Source organism: Lentzea albidocapillata subsp. violacea (genome assembly GCF_900100275.1).
Classification (GTDB): Bacteria; Actinomycetota; Actinomycetes; order Mycobacteriales; family Pseudonocardiaceae; genus Lentzea; species Lentzea violacea.
Map to the genome: position 1 here is coordinate 480,133 of NZ_FNET01000002.1, position 16,478 is coordinate 496,610.

The following is a 16,478-nucleotide window of genomic DNA, read 5'->3' on the forward strand; positions in this document are numbered from 1 at the left end:
TGCCTCCGCCGAGAACTGGCGGCGAACCAGTCCATCCACAAGGGATCTGGGTCAGTCGTCCCAGCCGGGGCAGAGCTGGTCGAGCGTCCGACTGGCAATACCCGCGAGAAACCTGTTGGTGTCGCGGTAGTAAGGCAGCGCGAGCACGGCGAGGTGCAACGCCCAGCCCTTCGCACGCGCCCAGGCGGCGTCGTCGTACTCGCCCATCTCCCGCCGGAACGCCTTGCGGCCGCGTTCGTCGAGGTAGAGCCAGGCCGTCATGAGGTCCGCGGCCGGGTCGCCGACGCCCGCGCTGCCCCAGTCGATCACGCCGGTCAGCTCGCCTGAAGTGAAGATGAGGTTGCCGACGTGCAGGTCGGCGTGCAGCCACCGGCCCGGCTGGTCCCAGCGCGGGGCGTTCAGGGCGTCCTCCCAGATCGTGACGAGCCTGGGGTCGCCGCCGACCTGCGCGATGTGGTCGCGGATGATGTCGTCGTGGTCGCTGCCGTCGAGGCGGCCGCGATTGGCGGTCCACGGCCGGTCGGTCGCGTCGGCCTGGTGCAGGGCGCGGATCAGGGCGGCGAGCCGGAGCGGGGTGTCCTCGGCGGTCTCCTCGATCGGGGCGGTCTCGCCCACGACCCAGCGCACCACGGACCACTGGTACGGGTAGTCCCGCGCGGGTTCGCCCAGTGCCAGCGGTTCCGGCACGGCGACCGGCAGGTGCGGCGCGACCAGCGGAACGGTGACGGCTTCCTTCGCCGCGTCGTCCCTCGCCCATTCGCGGCGGGGCAGCCGCACCGCCAGGTCGTCGCCCAGCCGGTAGAGGGCGTGGCTCGTGCCGCCGTGCACTACCTCGGTGATCGGCAGACCGTGCCAGCGCGGGAACTGCGTGTGGATCAGTTCGTCCACAAGGGACACGTCGGTGGCGGTCTCGCCGTCGAGCATCGATCAACTCCCCCGGATGAGCCTCCCATGCAACACCGCACCTCCGGCCGGAGCAACTCGTTTACCCGAGATGCTCGCGGGCTTGCGTTGACGTGAGCGTCAAGGTTTAGCGTTGCGTCCATGAGGATCGGCGAACTGGCCAAGCGAGCCGGCACCACGACCCGTGCGCTGCGCTTCTACGAGTCCGAGGGGCTCCTCGAAGCGCAGCGCACGCCCAACGGCTACCGCGAGTACGACGAGCACCACCTGCGGCTGGTTCGCGAGATCCAGTCACTGCAGGCGGTCGGGCTGTCCCTGGAGGACGCGCGGCCGTTCGTCGCGTGCCTGCGCGCCGGGCACGAGTCGGGCGATTCGTGCCCGGACTCGCGGGAGGTCTACCGGCGCAGGCTCGCCGAGGTGGACGCCTGCCTGGACCGGCTCGCCACCGTCCGGGAGTTCCTGCTGGCCAGACTCGCCTTCCAGGACCCGTGCCTCGTGCCCGAACCCAAGGAGTTCCAGTGCAGCAACTGACCGACGCCACGTTCTCGGACCAGACCCGGACGGGCACCGTCCTCGTGGAGTTCTGGGCGCAGTGGTGCGGGCCGTGCCACATGCTCACCCCCGTGCTCGAGGAGATCGACCGCGAGCGCGACGACCTGACCGTCGTCAAGATCAACGCCGACGAGAACACCGCCACCGCCCGCGACCACCAGGTCATGTCGCTGCCGACGATGCTGCTGTTCCGCGACGGCGTGCCGATCCGGCAGATCGTGGGAGCGCGTCCGAAGGGCCGTCTGCTGGCTGAGCTGGACGACGCGCTGAGCGCCTAGCTGACCAGGGACAGGCCGCGCCGGACGGGCTCGGCGGCCGTGGTCTCGGCCGACGGGATCTCGACCTCCTCGCCGCCGATCTCGCGGGTGATCCACGCGCCGGACTCCACCATGACCTTGAGCGTGCGGGTGTCCAGGGCGTTGACGCGGCCGTAGTACCACTCGTCGGTGGCCAGCGGGCCCATGCGGTCTCCCATGCGCTTCTTGATGCCGATGACACGTTCGAAGAGCGTCTGCACGAGTGCGGCGCGGTCGTACGGGCCCTGCAGGCCGTCGCGGATGCGGTCCTCGATGCCGCGCGGGATGCCTTCGGAGTCGGGCATGAGCATGGTCGTCCAGGCGCGTGACTTCTCGCGGTACTGGAGCTGCTGCATGACGCCCTCGTGCTGGGCGAAGTCGGCGGCACGGAAAGCCTTGCCGCGCCAGCGCTTCTGCAGGTTCACGGCGAGCGAGAGGGCGCTCTTGAGGCCCGTGTTGAGGCCTCGGCCGGGCCAGAAGTGCAGCGAGTTCGCGGCGTCGCCGAGCAGGAAGCCGAACGTCGACGGCGCGAGCTGCGCGGTGAACTTCGACATCTGCTGCATGCCGAGCGTGAACGAGTTGATGCCGACGACGTCCGCCACGCCGACGCCGAAGAAGCGCAGGCCGTCGAGGATCCGGGGCCACAGATAGGAGAGCTTGTCGACCGACGGCTTGAAGACGGCGCGGTGGCGGTCGCAGACGAAGCGGCCGTTCGAGGCAGGACGCATGGTGCAGCCGAACTTGCCGATGCACGAGATCGGCCCGCTCTCCCCCAGAGCGACGATCTCGGACGCTTCCTCGGCGGTCAGGCGCATGTTGATGAAACCGCCACCGAGCGAGTTGAACAGGAACCTGTTCTGCGCCACGGTCAACGGCACGGTGTGCTCGTCGGGCGACTTGGCGGTGACGCGGATGCCCAGCACCCGCTCGTCCAGCGGCGAACCGTCCACGGAGAACAGTTCCCGGCTCGGCGTGCCGAACTGGTCCTTGAACGCCTCACGGGTCGCGGAACGGGCGCCGTCGGCGATAGCGAGGACGTGCAGGCCGTCGAAGCTCGTCGGTGGGGTGTAGGCGCCGGGAACGACCTCGATGCCGTAGACGTCCTGGGCCATGTCGAGCAGGCAGTCCTCGATCCAGCGGATCTTGAGGTTGCGCGGACGCCCCTTGGACGCCGGGGAGTCCGGGCCGAGCGGCCACATCTCGGAGAACTTGCCGGGCGCGAAGAGCCGCTCCTGCACAGCGGCCGGCAGCGCCGCCCAGACGTTGCTCTGCAGCGTCACGACCTGCTCGCGGCGGTTGTTGCCCTCGGCAACGCCCTTCCACACGACCCGGTCGCCCTGGCGCATCCACCGACGGTCGTGCACGCGGACCGAGACCTGGTCGCCCAACAACGACTTGATCGAGCACGCGAAGGCGAGCCCGACCGGGCCGCCACCCGCCACGTCCACCCGCAGCGGGGTGGACCTGCGCAGCGGCACGATCCGGCTGCCCTGCTTCGGCAGCATGACCGTCGGACCGCATCTGCCGATCAGCACCGTCTTCTCGTCCGCCATGACCCATCCCCCTCGATCCCGTTCGACGGCGGGAACACGTAGTGGGACGGGAGACGGTTCAACGGTTCTCGAGGAAATTTTTCCAGGCGGCAGAAGTGAAGGTCAGGACGCCTCCGGACGGGTTCTTCGAGTCACGGACGAGCGCGTCGGAGGACAACGACACCTCGACGCAGTTGTCGTCCTCGGTCGCGCCGCTGTAGCTGCTCTTACGCCAAGCGCGGGCCTCGCTCATTGAGTTCCTCTCGCGGTCGGCCGACGTAGTCCGCCAGCACCTTCCGCGATTGTTCCTCATCCAGTGCGACCTCGGCCAAGCGGTCGAACAGCAGCCGGGTCCTCGCGATGGCGCCCGGATCCTGTACGAACACCTTCGCCAGGTCGGTCGAGGTGAACGCCACGGGCATCGCCTTTTCGTACTCCCACAGCACGCAGCTGGTAGCCACGAGCTTCGCCGTCGCAGGGACGATTCGGATCGTGGGCGCGCCGAAAAGCAGCTTGGCGTACTGGTCTTCCATGGTCTGTGCGTCGCCGACCTGTGTCTGCAGCGCATGCTCGTGGATGTAGAACAAGCAGGTCGGCCGATCGTGCCGGTTCAGGATCACCTGCCGGTCCATCCGGAACTTGACCACCGTGGGGATCCGCTCCTCCACGATGTACCCGCCCATCCGGTACAGGCTGTCGGCGTACTCCGGTGTCTGCGACAGACCCGGCACAGCCTGCGGGTCGTAGCTGGTGATCATGATGGCGGTCGACTCGGCCATCGCCAGTGTGCGGAGGTTGTCCGAGACCTGGACGATGTACTCCTCGAACGCGTACCGGAAGCGACGTTTGAAGTCCTCGAAGAAGTCGATGTCCTTGCCTAGCATCGAGAGGTACTGCACCAGGTCGATCTCACTGGGGCGGTACTTGCCGTTCTCCAGCGTGGAGACCTTGCTGGGATCCCAGCCCAGGCGGACGGCCAGTGCGGCGCCCGTGAGTGCGGACGACGTCTCGCGAACTTTGCGCAGCTCGTCGCCGAGATCCCGGCTGTATGCGGTGGATGGAGTACTGGTGGCCATAGACCGACCGTAGGGCTTGCTCGAAGAGCAACAAGGGGCTCATTCGGGTGAAAACGGAGTGGTTGATCTTCAGCTCGTTCCCAGGAAACTCGTAGCTCTGGCACAGGTTGGCGGACGACCGTCACCGGCCATGACTCGACGTCGCAGATCCCTGGTGATCAACGGACTGCTGGTGGTGGTGCTCCTCGGCGCCGGCGTGGCCGGCTACCTGATGTTCTTCGGTTCCCCCGGCAGTGCCCAGCCCACCGCCGCCCGCACGGCCGCCGCCGCGAACCGCGACGTCAGCGAGGTGGTGACGGCGTCCGGGACGGTGCAGAGCTCGTTCAGCGCCGCCGCGTCGTTCGGCGCGAGCGGCACGGTCACCGAGGTCAACGTCAAGGTCGGCGACGTCGTCACCCAGGGCCAGCAGCTCGCGAAGCTCGACCCGACGCAGGCGCAACTGCAGGTCGACATCGCGCAGGGAAACCTGAACGCCGCACTGGACAAGGGAACCGGCACGACCGCGTTGCTGACGGCGTACCGGCAGGCGCAACTGGCGCTCCAGCAGGCGAAGGACACGCTCGCGTCCACCACGCTGACCGCGCCCGGCGACGGCACGATCACGTCGGTCACCGGCGCTGTCGGTCAGAAGGTCAGCAGCGCCAACACCTCCAGCACGACCAGCACGACCACGACGTCCGGGTTCGTCGTCGTCACCGACCTGAAGAACCTGGTGTTGCACGCGAACGTCTCCGAGTCCGACGTCAGCAAGCTCAAGGGCGACCAGGCCGCGACCGTCACGGTCAACGCGATGCAGACGCAGCCGATCCAGGCGAAGGTCACGCAGGTCGACCTCACACCCACGACCGCGAACAACGTCGTGCAGTACGGCGTGACGCTCACGCTGACCGAGCCGCCGGCAGGGCTGAGGCCGGGCCAGTCGGCGAGTGTCGAGATCACCGTCGCGGGGGCCACCAACGTGCTCGCCGTGCCCGCTGCGGCCGTGCAGACGGTCGGCGGCGCGAGTTCCGTCGCGGTGCTGGAGAACGGGGCGGAAGTGCGCAGGACCGTCGAGGTCGGGGTGCGCGGCGACCAGTACGTGGAGGTCAGGTCCGGGCTGGCCGCGGGTGAGGAGGTCGTGCTGCCGCAGGTGACCACGCCGACCGGCCAGCAGCAGGGTGGCCAGTTCCCCGGTACCGGCGGCCAGCGCAACGGTGGCGGCTTCACCGGGACCGGTCGATGAGCCCGGTCATCGAGGTTCGCGACCTCCGCAAGACCTACGGCAGCGGCGACACGGCCGTGCATGCGTTGCGGGGGCTCGACCTGACCGTCCAGAAGGGCGAGTACATCGCGATCATGGGCGCGTCGGGGTCGGGCAAGTCGACGCTGCTCAACATCCTCGGGTGCCTCGACGTGCCGTCGGGCGGCCGGTACCTGCTCGACGGGATCGACACCGGCGAGTTCGACGAGGAGCAGCTCTCGTTGCTGCGCAACAGGAAGATCGGTTTCGTCTTCCAGTCCTTCAACCTGGTGCCGCGCACCACGGCACTCGCGAACGTCGAGCTCCCGCTGGTGTACGCGGGAGTCCGACGTGCCCAGCGCCGGGAACGGGCGCTGGCGGCGCTCGAACTCGTCGGCCTCCAGGACCGGACTCACCACCGGCCCAACGAGTTGTCCGGTGGTCAGCAGCAACGCGTTGCCATCGCACGGGCTCTGGTCACCTCGCCCGCGATCGTGCTCGCCGACGAGCCGACCGGGAACCTCGACACGGACTCCAGCCGTGAGGTGCTGGGCATCCTCGACCGGCTCAACGCCGGCGGGCGCACGGTCGTGCTGATCACGCACGAGGACGAGGTCGCCGCGCACGCCATGCGGACCGTACGGGTCGTCGACGGCAGAGTCGCGGGGGTGCTGGTGTGAGGATCTTCGAGATCGCCGCCTTCGCCGTACGGGGGCTGACCGCGAACAAGATGCGGTCCGGCCTCACGACCCTGGGCATCCTGATCGGTGTCGCGTCCGTGATCCTGCTGATCGCGGTCGGCAACGGCGCGTCGAGCGCGGTGCAGCAGAGCATCGCGGGGCTCGGCACGAACATCCTGACGATCAGCCCGCAGCGCGCCCAGCCCGGCAGCACCACCAAGCCGCTGACCACGGCGGACGCGGCGGCACTGGTGGGTCAGGACTCCCCCGACGTCAGGTACGCGTCGCCCGTCGTGTCGGCGCAGGCGACGGCCGGGTACGGGGACACCACGCACGACATCGGGCAGTTCATCGGCTCGGACCCGCGCTACTTCGACACCACGAACAGCGCGGTCGCGCAGGGAAACCTGTTCTCCGACAACGACGTCCAGCAGGCGCGCAAGGTCGTCGTGATCGGGGCGACCGTGGCCACACAGCTCTTCCCCGGTCTTGATCCGATCGGGAAGTCCATGCTGGTCAACAACATCCCGTTCACGGTGGTCGGGGTGCTGGCGGCCAAGGGTTCCAGCGGGTTGCAGGACGCGGACGACCTGGCCGTGGCGCCGCTGACGACCACGCAGAACGCGTTGACCGGGTACGGCAGCCTCACCCAGATCGTGGTGCAGGCGCGGTCCGCGGACGCGTTGCCGAACGCGCAGGCCCAGGTGACGACCATCCTCAACGGGCGGCACAAGATCACCGGCACGGCCGACTACCGGATCCTGAGCCAGGACCAGCTGCTGACCGCGCGCACCGCGACGACGGAGACGTTCACCGTGCTGCTGGCGTCGGTGGCCGCGATCTCCTTGCTGGTGGGCGGGATCGGCATCACGAACATCATGCTGGTGACCGTCACCGAGCGGATCCGGGAGATCGGCATCCGCAAGGCCGTTGGGGCGCCTCGATCTTCGATCCTCGGGCAGTTCCTGATCGAGGCGACGTTGCTGAGCCTGTTCGGCGGCGCTCTGGGGGTGGCGGCGGGCGTGATCGGCAGCCGGTTCACCATCGCGGGCATCCAGCCCGTGCTCGTGCCGTCGTCGGTGCTGCTGGCGTTCGCGGTGTCGGCGTTGATCGGCCTGTTCTTCGGCAGCTACCCGGCTTCCCGCGCCGCGAAGCTCCGTCCCATCGAAGCCCTCAGGCACGAATAAGGAGTCCTTGACGTGACCAACCCACTGGATCAGCCTGTGGAGAACGACATCACGGCTGAGTTGAAGGAGCGCAAGGCGGGCGTCGGCAGGACCACCGTGGTCCTCGGGGTCGCGGTGCTCGCGATCGTGGCGTTCGTCGGCGGGGTGTTCGTGCAGAAGTCCTTCGGTGCCGCCGAGACTCCGGCGCGTCAGAACGCCGCCGGCCGGCAGTTCGGCGGCACACCGCCCTCGGGCCAGAACCGGCCGAACCCCGCAGGGCGCGGCACCGTCGGCACGATCGACCGTGTCGAAGGCACGACCGTCTACGTGAAGACGCAGAACGGCCAGGTCGTGAAGGTGTCCACTTCGGACACGACGAAGGTGGAGATCAGCTCGGAGGGCAAGCTCACGGATCTCCAGGCGGGCCAGCAGGTCGTCGTGCAGGGTCAGGCCGGTTCCGACGGCACGGTGACCGGGCAGACCATCACCCAGCGGCCGGCCACCGGGTGACGCTCGTCAGCCGGCCAGGCTCGCGTACTCCTCGATCCGGGTGATCAGGCCGTCCTCGAAACGGAAGTACACGGCGGCGTCGATCCTGAACAGCCCGCCGTCCTTGGTGGCGACGTTCACGACGTGCTGCTGCAGGACCTCGCCCGGCTGCTCGAACTGGCGGGTGATGTCGTAGCGCATCGACTCGATGGGCTCGACCAGCGCTTCCATGCCGGCGATGTTCTCGCCGATCGAGGAATCGCCCTTGCCGTCGTTGTGCCAGACGGTGGCATCGGTGGCGCACATCGCCTTCGCCTCGGACCACGCGCGGTTCTCCAGGTGGCGGAGGTAGGTGGTGGCCTTGGTCTTGAGGTCGTACATGAGGGCCCGTTCTCCTGCTTCTACTCTGGCCGGGAGGTGGTTGCCGGGCGGGGACAGCGGGCAGGTGAAGACTTCCGGGACCAGGTGGTGGTGCGAGAGGCTGGCCTGGTTGAAGTCGACGGTGAGCTTGCTGCCGGGCTCCAGGAGCGGCAGGACGAGCCAGCGGCCGATGTCCGGCGTCCCGGAGCCGTTGGTCTCGTCGGTGAAGATGACAAGCCGTTGGCCTGGCATGGTTTCGATGACGGCGAGGACGTGTTCCTCGCCGTTGATCGTGACCGCCAGGTCGACGGGTGCCCGCACGGCCTCCGTGGTGCGCGGGGCCGTCAGGTGCTCCACCTCGATGTGGCGATCCGCCGGAGCGGCACGGAACTCGCCCTCGAAGACCCACGCCGGGTCGTAGGGGTAGGTGTCGATCCCTTGCAGGCCTGACTGTTCCAGGGCCTTCTCGTCCATGACGACCACGCCGTAGAAGCCGTCGGCGCCTCCGGCGAACGCGTGTCGGCCGCCAGGGAGTTCAATGGTGCCGCCGACTTCCTTCGCCTCGTAGGTCAGGGCGCCTGCCTCGGTGACGCGCCACTCCCCCGGAACCCCCGGCAGGAGCACGGGTTCGGGTCCGGACACGGTGCCCTTCGCCACCACCTTGCCCTTGTCGGTGATCTCGTTCAGCCTGGCGGCTCGCCACTGTTCGTAGGTCATTTCCTCGCGGCCCATACCGTGCGTTCGGTGCGCAGGGCCAGGTCGTCGCGGCGCAACGCTTCTTCGAGGGCTTCCGGGTCGAGCCGCCGCTTCAGGACGATGCGGGCGTAGCGTTCCACGGCCTCGGACCGTTCGATGTGGACGGTGATCGTGCGGTCACCCTCGATCGTGAACCCGGCTCCGGTCAGCATCGGGCCCCAGTCGGCGCCGCGGTGCGGAACGCGCTCGTCGTGGCCGTCCGGCGCGTGTTCGGGCAGGAACTGCGGCATGCCGGCCAGTTCGACCACGGCGAGCAGGCCGCCGGGAGCGAGGGTCCTGCGCAGCTGGGCGAGGGTGTGGCCGGGGTCGGCCATGTGGTGCAGGGAGGCCGAGGCCCAGATCAGGTCGGGCGTGCCGAGGTCCGGCCAGTCCGAGTCGAGGTCGGCGACGACGGTGTGGACCCGGTCGGCCAGGCCCCGTTCGCCGGCCTGGGCGCGCAGGCGCTGGAGGTGCTCGACCGAGGAGTCGACGGCGGTGACGTGGGCTTCGGGGAAGCGGCTCAGCAGCGCGAACGTGCCCGCGCCGGTGCCGGCTCCCAGGTCGACGATGTGGCGGGGTTTCGAGATGGGGAGCCAGTCGATGATGCCGGCGGTGTGGCCGGCGAGGAGTTCGGCGTCGAGGTCGAGGACCTCCGCCAGGTCGCCGGCGTCGTCATGCCCGTGCCGGTGGCCGTGCCCGTGGCCATGTCCGTGTCCGTGTTCGCTCATGGGTCCAACATAGGTCGATCGTGCGTAATATGCACGGTGGCTTGCGTATTACGCAAGGCGGTCGGTCTCCACGCTGCCGCCCGCGCAAGATCACGCCGTCTTGTCGGCGTTGTGGCCGCGGCGCGCCTCCCGGTCGAAGATGCCGAGGATCTCGCACGGACCGCCCGCCGTGCCGATCGCGTGCGGCAGCATCGTCGGGAACTCGGCGGCCTGGTTGGTCTCCACCCGGAACCTCCGGTTGCCGAGCAGCAACAGCGCCGTGCCCTTCAGGACCACCAGCCATTCGCGGCCGGAGTGCGCGCGGAGTGAGGCGGGGTTGTCGGGCGGCGGGGTGGTCATCCGCTGGCGCATGACGGTCATGCCCGGCTCGGCCTTGATCGGCCAGCGCATCGTGCCGTGCGCGCCGTCGAGCATCGGGCTGACGATCACGTCGTCGGTGTCGGTCTCGACCAGCTGGTCCAGTGAGGTGTCGAGGGCCTTGGCCAGCGTCACCAGCTGGTCCAGGGCCAGGCGGCGCTGACCGTTCTCGATGCGGCTGAGCGACGACGGGCTGAGCTTGGCACGGGTGGCGAGCTCGTCCAGGGACCAGCCCTGGGCGACCCGCAGGGCGCGGATCCGTTTGCGCACGAGGCCGTCCAGATCACCATCTTCTTGCGTCATGCGCACGACTGTATGCATCTCCAGCAAACTCCGCACAGCTTCGCGGCCATTACTCGAACGAAAACCCTGGTCGCGGTGCGTTGATGGCCGTGATCTCGCCGGTGACCGGGCTCGACGTCGCCCAGCCCCACCTGGCCGCCGAGCTCGGCGCGTCCCAGAGCACCCTCCTGTGGATCATCAACGGCCCTGGGCATCGCCCGGCTCGGCGTGATGGCCACCATCGAGTCCTTTGTGGACGGCTGGCGAACCGCCATGTGGACCGGCGTGGCCATCATGGCGGTCCTGTTCGCCGTACGCTGGCGGGCGTGAGGTACCGCTACGAGATCACCCAGGCAGTCGTGCGGCAGGGCATCATCGCGATCATTCGCACCGCCGACGCCTCCTCGGCTGTTCAGGCCGCCGCCCCGTTGCTCGACGCGGGGATCATGTCCCTCGAGTTGCCGCTGACGAACCCCGGTGCGCTGGAAGCGATCCGGCAGCTCCGCGCGGACCACCCGGCGGCGGTGATCGGCGCCGGCTCGGTGCTGGACGAGGCCTCCGCCGTCGCCGCGGTGCGCGCCGGGGCGCAGTTCCTGGTGGCGCCCAACCTGAACGTGCCGGTGATCCAGGCCGGGCACCGCTACGGTGCCCCGGTGCTGCCGGGGGCGGGCTCGGTGTCCGAGGTCGTGCAGGCTCTAGAGGCAGGGGCGGACGCGGTGAAGGTGTTCCCCGCGCCCACGCCTCAGTGGGTCAGGGACGTGCTCGCCGTCCTGCCGTACGCGCCGCTGGTGCCGACGGGTGGCGTCGCGCCCGCCGACGTTCCGGCGTGGCTGGAGGCCGGCGCGGTGGCGTGCGGGGTCGGGTCGGCCCTCGCCCGCACGCCGATCGACGAGATCAAGTCCCTGCTCAGAGGGGCGTGAGCACGACACGATCCGCCGCCCTGACCTGCATCGGCTCTTAATCGATACGACACCTTCGGGTTACCCCAGGCTGTTGTGAAAGACTTTCACGTACGTCACCATCGGGCTTCATGCGCCTGTTCCCGCTCGCCGTCGCCGCCGCGCTGACGATCTCGCTCGCCACCCCGGCGGTCGCGGCCCCCGCTGCCCCGAAGATCGCCACCTACAACGTCTTCATGCTGTCGCGGAACCTCTACCCGAACTGGGGCCAGGTCGCCCGCGCCGACCTGATCGACAGCACCGGTGTGCTGAACGGCCAGGACGTCGTCGTGCTCAACGAGGCCTTCGACAACACCGCCTCGGACCGGCTGCTGACGAACCTGCGCGACACCTACCCGCACCAGACGCCGGTGCTGGGCCGCAGCAAGGCCGGGTGGGACGTGACGAGCGGCAGGTACAGCGACTCGACGCCGGAGGACGGCGGTGTCGCGGTGCTGAGCCGGTGGCCGATCACCACGCGGGTCCAGCACGTCTACGCGGACGGCTGCGGCGCGGACTGGTTCTCCAACAAGGGTTTCGTGTACGTGCGGATCGAGGCGCCGACCGGGCCGCTGCACGTCATCGGGACGCACATGCAGGCCGAGGACTCGGCCTGCACCAGCGCGCCGGGCGGGTACCGGGCGAAGCAGCGGGCCGAGATCAGGGCGTTCCTGACGGCGCGGAACCTCCCCGCGGGCGAGCCCGTGTACGTGGCGGGCGACCTGAACGTGGTCAAGGCCGGTGACGAGTTCCCGCGGATGGTGTCGGAGCTGGGCGCGCAGACGCCCGAGGTGGGTGGGCACCCGTTCTCGTGGGACTGCGCGGACAACAGCGTGTGCCGCGAGCAGTACGGGCCGGAGTACGCGTCCGAGCACCTCGACTACGTGCTGACCATCCAGGGACCGTTGCTGCGCAACGAGACGCGGCGCGTGAAGAGTCCTGAGTGGTCGATCTGGTCGTGGGGACGCAAGTACACGTTCAACGACCTGTCCGACCACTACCCGGTCTTCGCCGGCGCCGCTCAAACGTAGCGGCGCAACAGGTCCTCCTCGGTCTCCCTGCGCACGATCGGCCGGGCGACCCCGTCCCTGACGGCGACGACCGGCGGACGGCAGACCTGGTTGTAGTTCGAGGCCAGCGCGTGGTGGTAGGCGCCCGTCGCGGGAACGGCTAGCAGGTCTCCCGCGTGCACGTCATGCGGCAGGAGCACGTCCTCGGCGAGCACGTCGCCCGCCTCGCAGTGCCTGCCGACAACCGTGACGGGCTTGGGTTTCCCGCCGCGGCCCACAAGTCGCACGGCGTACTTCGCGCCGTACAACGCGGGACGCGGGTTGTCGCTCATGCCGCCGTCGACCGCCACGAACGTACGGGCCGATTCCTTGACCGCGCACACCCGGTACAGGGTCACACCGGCGTTCGCGACGATCGAGCGGCCCGGTTCGACGAGCAGGCGCGGGGGTGGGACGCGGCGCAGCGCGCACTCGTAGTTGAGGGTGCCCTGGACCCGGTGGGCGAACCCCGCGAGGTCGAAGTCCGGGTCGCCGCGCAGGTACGGCGCGCAGAACCCGCCGCCGAGGTCGAGCTGCCCGATCCTGGTGCCGCAGGACGCGATCAGGCCGACCATCCGTCGCACGGCTTCTTCGTAGCTCGCCACGTGTTTCACCTGCGAGCCGATGTGGCAGTGCAGGCCCACGAGTTTCAGTGACGGCTGCTCGACCACGCGCAGGATCGCCTCCAGGGCGGCGCCGGAAGCCAGTGAGAAGCCGAACTTCTGGTCCTCCACGCCGGTCGCGATCTTGGCGTGGGTGTGGGCGTCGACGCCGGGTGTCACGCGGATCATGACCTCCTGGCCGTGTGTCGCCAGGGCACCGAGCTGGGTGATCTCGTCGAACGAGTCGACCACGATCCTGGAGACGCCGTACTCCAGGGCTGCCTTGAGGTCTTCGGCGGTCTTCACGTTGCCGTGCATGACGATGCGCGCCGCCGGGAAGCCGGCGGCCCTGGCCAGCGCGAGCTCTCCGGCCGAGGACACGTCCAGGGACAGGCCTTCCTGTGCCATCCAGCGGTAGACCTCGGGGCAGGGCAACGACTTTCCCGCGAACACGACCTCGGCGGCTGGAAGCGCGGTGCGGAAGGCCCTCGCCCTGGCGCGGACCGTCTCTTCGTCCAGTACCTGGCACGGGGTGCCGAAACGGGCCGCCAGCTGCGTGGCGGGGAGTCCACCGATGACGAGGTCCTGGCCGTCGAGCCGGGTGCCGTCCGGCCAGAGACCGTCTTCCAGCACCGGTTCGGTGGAGCATCCGGTGCTGGGCAACAACTCCGCGAGTGTCATGCGACCAGCACACGCCTGCCGCGGGTCTGTGCCCAGGTCCCGGACGAGACCCTGACACGGACGGGCCCCGCCTTGACGCGATCCTGACGATCGCGGTGGCGGGGGCCACATCAGTGCGCGCAGCACCCCATCGGTGTCGCCGGTGCCTCGACCGGTTCCTGTGCGGCGGCCTCGATCTCCCGGAGGATGCGCGTGCGATCGGCCGGGCCCAGGTAGCGGCCCCGGCTGACGACGGCGTGGACGCGGCTGACGTTCGTGATGTCCCGCGACGGGTCCGCGTCCAGCACGACCAGGTCCGCCTGCTTGCCCGGGGTGACCGTGCCCGACTCGTGCTCCCGGCCGACGCAGCGCGCGGCGTCGCGGGTGGCGGCCTGGAGGGCCTGGGCCGGGCTGAGGCCTGCCTGGACCAGCAACGCCAGTTCGTCGTGCAGGGAGAAGCCCGGGAAGACGTAGGCGAAGCCCGCGTCCGTGCCCGCGACGACGCCCACGCCCGCCTCGTGCATCTGCCGGAGCAGGCGCATGCGGGCGTCACCGAACTTTTGCAGCTCCGCCACTTCCTCGGGGCTGCGGGCGGGCCGGCCGGACATGATCTGCTGCCATTGCGCGCGCAGGCCGACCGGGATGTAGCGCATCCGTTCGAGGGCCACCGGGTCGTTCGTGATGGTCTCGAGCGAGCGGGACATGTTCCGTTCGACGAAGAGCGTCGGCGACTGCCAGGTGCCTCGGTCAGCCATCGCGGCGAACAGTCGTCGTGCGCGGGCCGGTGAGTGGGTGGCGACGGCCGCGCGTTCGATCCGGCCCGCGTGGCGGCCCCACCAGTTCGGGTCGGCCGGGTCGTCGGGCATGGCGCGGAGCCGGGCATAGAGAGCGTCGGCTTCGTCCGATGTGGACGTGAACAGGTTGTAGAGGTGTTCGTGGGTGTGCTGCGCCAGCGCGTCCTGCACCGGCACGCGGGCCGGAACGTGCCCGGCGAACGGGATCCGCAATCTGCGGGCCTCGTCGGCGATGGCGGCGTAGCACTCCGGCGAGAGGAACGAGTAGACCTTGACGAAGTCCGCTCCCCCGTCCTTGGCCCTGCGCACGGCGGCGCGGGCTTCTGCCGGGGTGCGGACGACGTCCGAACCGGGCCAGATGGAGCCGGGCCCGTCGACGATCGCGCTGGCGATCACCATGCGCGGGCCGAGGATCTCGCCGGACTCGATGCGGCGGCGGGTGTCGTGGGTTTCGGGCTGACCCCACATCTCGCGGATACCCGTGACGCCCTGGACGACGTGCAGTTGCGCGACGGTGTTCTCGAAGAACGTCGCGTGGGTGTGCAGGTCCCACAGGCCGGGGATCACGTACTTCCCGGCCACGTCGATCACCCGCACGCCACGCGGGACGTCACGGTGACGGCCGGCGGCCAGGATCCGGTCGCCGGCCAGCACGACGGTCGAGTCACGCACGGGCAAGCGGCCCGTACCGTCGATGAGCGTCGCTCCGCGCAACACGGTCACGCCGCTCGCCGCCGCCGCGGGTTGCCCCACGGCGCCCAGCGCGACCGCTCCGAGTGCGCCTTTCCCCAGCCAGGACAACACGTCCCGGCGCGCCAGTTCCCCCACCGCTCCACCTTCCCCCGAAGTCCCCTGCTTCCAAGCTAGCGACTTCGGGGCGGCGGAGCAGTGGGGCCAGCCGGAAGAACCACGGTCGGGTCCACCCCGCCACGTAGTCGACGGCCATCGAACGGCCGGGCGTCGTCTCCGGGACAGGAGTGCCGCGGCCTGCCACGCCGTTCGGGAACGCGCCGCCCATCGCCACGTTCAGCAGAACGAAGTAGCCCTGGCGGGACGTCATGTTGTTCCAGGAGGTCGCGTCCATCTGGTTCTGCCGCACGGTGTGGAAGAGGTGTCCGCGGCGCGGATGGCCGCGCGGGACGGCAGTCCGTCCGATCCGGACGACCCCCGCAACCGCCGGTACGTCGAAGGTCAGCGGCTGTACCTGGCGGCGTGCGACCCGGCCGCGCGGGCCGGTCTGGTGGTCGACCACAACGCACACCGACCCCCAAATCGTTACCGAACGCGATAACGCCAGGTCACCTCCCGACGACGTAAGGGCCACAGCGTCCGAACGGCGTAGCGAGGAGGCCGCGATGGCGACCACGTTCTGGGCTTGGCTCGTGTCCGCACTCGTCGTCGTGCTGCTCGCGGTGGTGGTCCCCAGCCGTCTCGGCACGCAGAACGTGCTCAGGGACGCCCGTGGCCGCTACAGCCTCTCGCGGGTGCAGGTGATGGTGTGGACGGTCGTGCTGCTCTCGCTCGTCAGCGGCATGGCGTTCGGCCGGTTCGCGGCCGGGCAGGTCGACGTGGCCGGGTTCCAGATCCCGGACCAGGTGCTGTGGCTGCTCGGCATCTCCGTCGGTTCCGGTGTCGTGGCGGGCGCCATCAAGGTCACGAAGAGCACGGCCCGGCCCGGCTCGGTGGCCGCCTACCCGCTCGGCGCCGGGGGCGGGCGGTTCTGGGAGATGCTCACCGCCGAGGAGGGCGCGTCGGCGGGCAGGTCGATCGACCTCGCGAAGTTCCAGAACTTCGTGATCACCGTGCTGCTGGTGCTGATCTACGTGGCGCAGGCCGTCTCGGCGTTCAGGGCCGTGGACAACCCCGCCGGTATCGCCGGGCTGCCCGCGTTCTCCGACGCGTTCCTGGTGCTGCTCGCGGTGAGCCATGCCGGGTACCTGCTGGGCAAGGTGCCGTCGCCGGCCGGAACCCCCGCGGGCGGCACGATGGCCCAGCGGCTCGCTTCCGTTGCGTCGGAGGAGAATGCGACCAAGGTCGTCCCGGGGGCGCTCACCGCGTGA

Annotated in this window: 18 protein-coding genes; 9 read left to right on the top strand and 9 right to left on the bottom strand. The window is 69.5% G+C overall.

All coding sequences use genetic code 11. The annotated features are described in order from the left end of the window. Positions 1 to 51: 51 nt before the first annotated feature. Positions 52 to 924: an aminoglycoside phosphotransferase family protein gene (locus tag BLR21_RS06920; RefSeq protein ID WP_090004840.1), complete on the bottom strand. Its 873-nt coding sequence runs from the start codon at positions 922 to 924 to the stop codon at positions 52 to 54. Between the two features lie 120 nt (positions 925 to 1,044). On the opposite strand from BLR21_RS06920, the gene BLR21_RS06925 reads away from it, so the two are divergent. Next, the gene (locus BLR21_RS06925) at positions 1,045 to 1,434 is read left to right on the top strand and encodes a MerR family transcriptional regulator (protein ID WP_090004841.1); all 390 of its coding nucleotides are present in this window, start codon (positions 1,045 to 1,047) and stop codon (positions 1,432 to 1,434) included. Further along, complete coding sequence (gene trxA / locus BLR21_RS06930; RefSeq protein ID WP_090004842.1) at positions 1,422 to 1,733, top strand: thioredoxin; 312 nt, start codon at positions 1,422 to 1,424, stop codon at positions 1,731 to 1,733. The genes BLR21_RS06925 and trxA overlap by 13 nt, the downstream gene beginning before the upstream one ends. On the opposite strand, the gene BLR21_RS06935 is transcribed toward trxA, so the two are convergent. The 3 genes from BLR21_RS06935 to BLR21_RS06945 are packed head-to-tail and all read right to left on the bottom strand — an operon-like array spanning position 1,730 to position 4,359. Beyond that, positions 1,730 to 3,304: a hypothetical protein gene (locus BLR21_RS06935; protein WP_090004843.1), complete on the bottom strand. Its 1,575-nt coding sequence runs from the start codon at positions 3,302 to 3,304 to the stop codon at positions 1,730 to 1,732. The genes trxA and BLR21_RS06935 overlap by 4 nt on opposite strands. A gap of 58 nt (positions 3,305 to 3,362) precedes the next feature. After that, positions 3,363 to 3,536, bottom strand: a complete 174-nt coding sequence (locus BLR21_RS06940) for a DUF397 domain-containing protein (RefSeq protein ID WP_090004844.1) — start codon at positions 3,534 to 3,536, stop codon at positions 3,363 to 3,365. Next, the gene (locus tag BLR21_RS06945) at positions 3,511 to 4,359 is read right to left on the bottom strand and encodes a helix-turn-helix domain-containing protein (RefSeq protein WP_090004845.1); all 849 of its coding nucleotides are present in this window, start codon (positions 4,357 to 4,359) and stop codon (positions 3,511 to 3,513) included. Before BLR21_RS06945 ends, BLR21_RS06940 begins: the two co-directional genes overlap by 26 nt. Positions 4,360 to 4,489: 130 nt before the next feature. On the opposite strand from BLR21_RS06945, the gene BLR21_RS06950 reads away from it, so the two are divergent. Genes BLR21_RS06950 through BLR21_RS06965 form a run of 4 tightly spaced genes read left to right on the top strand, consistent with a single transcriptional unit; the run spans position 4,490 to position 7,934 of the window. Then, positions 4,490 to 5,581 carry an efflux RND transporter periplasmic adaptor subunit gene (locus BLR21_RS06950; RefSeq protein ID WP_090004846.1) on the top strand — a complete coding sequence of 364 codons (1,092 nt, stop codon included), beginning with the start codon at positions 4,490 to 4,492 and terminating at the stop codon, positions 5,579 to 5,581. Then, on the top strand, positions 5,578 to 6,258 hold the full coding sequence (locus tag BLR21_RS06955) for an ABC transporter ATP-binding protein (RefSeq protein WP_090004847.1): 681 nt from the start codon (positions 5,578 to 5,580) through the stop codon (positions 6,256 to 6,258). The genes BLR21_RS06950 and BLR21_RS06955 overlap by 4 nt, the downstream gene beginning before the upstream one ends. Continuing rightward, a complete protein-coding gene (locus tag BLR21_RS06960) occupies positions 6,255 to 7,445 on the top strand; it encodes an ABC transporter permease (RefSeq protein WP_090004848.1) in 1,191 nt (396 codons plus the stop codon). Before BLR21_RS06955 ends, BLR21_RS06960 begins: the two co-directional genes overlap by 4 nt. 12 nt (positions 7,446 to 7,457) lie before the next feature. Beyond that, positions 7,458 to 7,934, top strand: a complete 477-nt coding sequence (locus BLR21_RS06965) for a hypothetical protein (protein ID WP_143027636.1) — start codon at positions 7,458 to 7,460, stop codon at positions 7,932 to 7,934. Between the two features lie 6 nt (positions 7,935 to 7,940). On the opposite strand, the gene BLR21_RS06970 is transcribed toward BLR21_RS06965, so the two are convergent. From BLR21_RS06970 to BLR21_RS06980, 3 genes are all read right to left on the bottom strand, one after another. Continuing rightward, positions 7,941 to 8,990, bottom strand: a complete 1,050-nt coding sequence (locus BLR21_RS06970; protein ID WP_176929513.1) for a DUF1684 domain-containing protein — start codon at positions 8,988 to 8,990, stop codon at positions 7,941 to 7,943. Continuing rightward, the gene (locus BLR21_RS06975; RefSeq protein ID WP_090004851.1) at positions 8,987 to 9,736 is read right to left on the bottom strand and encodes a class I SAM-dependent methyltransferase; all 750 of its coding nucleotides are present in this window, start codon (positions 9,734 to 9,736) and stop codon (positions 8,987 to 8,989) included. The genes BLR21_RS06970 and BLR21_RS06975 overlap by 4 nt, the downstream gene beginning before the upstream one ends. A gap of 90 nt (positions 9,737 to 9,826) precedes the next feature. Next, positions 9,827 to 10,396, bottom strand: a complete 570-nt coding sequence (locus tag BLR21_RS06980; protein WP_090004852.1) for an XRE family transcriptional regulator — start codon at positions 10,394 to 10,396, stop codon at positions 9,827 to 9,829. 83 nt (positions 10,397 to 10,479) lie between these two features. Between BLR21_RS06980 and BLR21_RS06985 the strand changes: the two genes are divergently transcribed. Further along, the gene (locus BLR21_RS06985; protein ID WP_256334517.1) at positions 10,480 to 11,295 is read left to right on the top strand and encodes a bifunctional 4-hydroxy-2-oxoglutarate aldolase/2-dehydro-3-deoxy-phosphogluconate aldolase; all 816 of its coding nucleotides are present in this window, start codon (positions 10,480 to 10,482) and stop codon (positions 11,293 to 11,295) included. Positions 11,296 to 11,405: 110 nt separating this feature from the next. Then, entirely contained in the window at positions 11,406 to 12,344 is a 939-nt protein-coding gene (gene sph / locus BLR21_RS06990; RefSeq protein ID WP_176929514.1) for a sphingomyelin phosphodiesterase, read from the top strand. Here sph and lysA read toward each other — a convergent pair. Both lysA and BLR21_RS07000 read right to left on the bottom strand, forming a co-directional pair. Beyond that, on the bottom strand, positions 12,335 to 13,645 hold the full coding sequence (gene lysA / locus BLR21_RS06995) for a diaminopimelate decarboxylase (protein WP_090004853.1): 1,311 nt from the start codon (positions 13,643 to 13,645) through the stop codon (positions 12,335 to 12,337). The genes sph and lysA overlap by 10 nt on opposite strands. A gap of 110 nt (positions 13,646 to 13,755) precedes the next feature. Further along, entirely contained in the window at positions 13,756 to 15,246 is a 1,491-nt protein-coding gene (locus BLR21_RS07000) for an amidohydrolase family protein (RefSeq protein ID WP_090004854.1), read from the bottom strand. A gap of 527 nt (positions 15,247 to 15,773) precedes the next feature. On the opposite strand from BLR21_RS07000, the gene BLR21_RS07015 reads away from it, so the two are divergent. Then, a complete protein-coding gene (locus BLR21_RS07015; RefSeq protein ID WP_090004855.1) occupies positions 15,774 to 16,478 on the top strand; it encodes a hypothetical protein in 705 nt (234 codons plus the stop codon).

What these genes read in the sequence shown, in the direction of transcription:
- BLR21_RS06970 (WP_176929513.1), bottom strand. Translation starts at nt 8,990, where the DNA reads ATGACCTACGAACAGTGGCGAGCCGCCAGGCTGAACGAGATCACCGAC.
- sph (WP_176929514.1), top strand. Translation starts at nt 11,406, where the DNA reads ATGCGCCTGTTCCCGCTCGCCGTCGCCGCCGCGCTGACGATCTCGCTC.
- BLR21_RS06955 (WP_090004847.1), top strand. Translation starts at nt 5,578, where the DNA reads ATGAGCCCGGTCATCGAGGTTCGCGACCTCCGCAAGACCTACGGCAGC.
- BLR21_RS06975 (WP_090004851.1), bottom strand. Translation starts at nt 9,736, where the DNA reads ATGAGCGAACACGGACACGGACATGGCCACGGGCACGGCCACCGGCAC.
- BLR21_RS06925 (WP_090004841.1), top strand. Translation starts at nt 1,045, where the DNA reads ATGAGGATCGGCGAACTGGCCAAGCGAGCCGGCACCACGACCCGTGCG.
- lysA (WP_090004853.1), bottom strand. Translation starts at nt 13,645, where the DNA reads ATGACACTCGCGGAGTTGTTGCCCAGCACCGGATGCTCCACCGAACCG.
- BLR21_RS06945 (WP_090004845.1), bottom strand. Translation starts at nt 4,359, where the DNA reads ATGGCCACCAGTACTCCATCCACCGCATACAGCCGGGATCTCGGCGAC.
- BLR21_RS06935 (WP_090004843.1), bottom strand. Translation starts at nt 3,304, where the DNA reads ATGGCGGACGAGAAGACGGTGCTGATCGGCAGATGCGGTCCGACGGTC.
- BLR21_RS06985 (WP_256334517.1), top strand. Translation starts at nt 10,480, where the DNA reads ATGGCCGTGATCTCGCCGGTGACCGGGCTCGACGTCGCCCAGCCCCAC.
- BLR21_RS06980 (WP_090004852.1), bottom strand. Translation starts at nt 10,396, where the DNA reads ATGACGCAAGAAGATGGTGATCTGGACGGCCTCGTGCGCAAACGGATC.
- BLR21_RS06920 (WP_090004840.1), bottom strand. Translation starts at nt 924, where the DNA reads ATGCTCGACGGCGAGACCGCCACCGACGTGTCCCTTGTGGACGAACTG.
- BLR21_RS06950 (WP_090004846.1), top strand. Translation starts at nt 4,490, where the DNA reads ATGACTCGACGTCGCAGATCCCTGGTGATCAACGGACTGCTGGTGGTG.
- BLR21_RS06940 (WP_090004844.1), bottom strand. Translation starts at nt 3,536, where the DNA reads ATGAGCGAGGCCCGCGCTTGGCGTAAGAGCAGCTACAGCGGCGCGACC.
- BLR21_RS07015 (WP_090004855.1), top strand. Translation starts at nt 15,774, where the DNA reads ATGGCGACCACGTTCTGGGCTTGGCTCGTGTCCGCACTCGTCGTCGTG.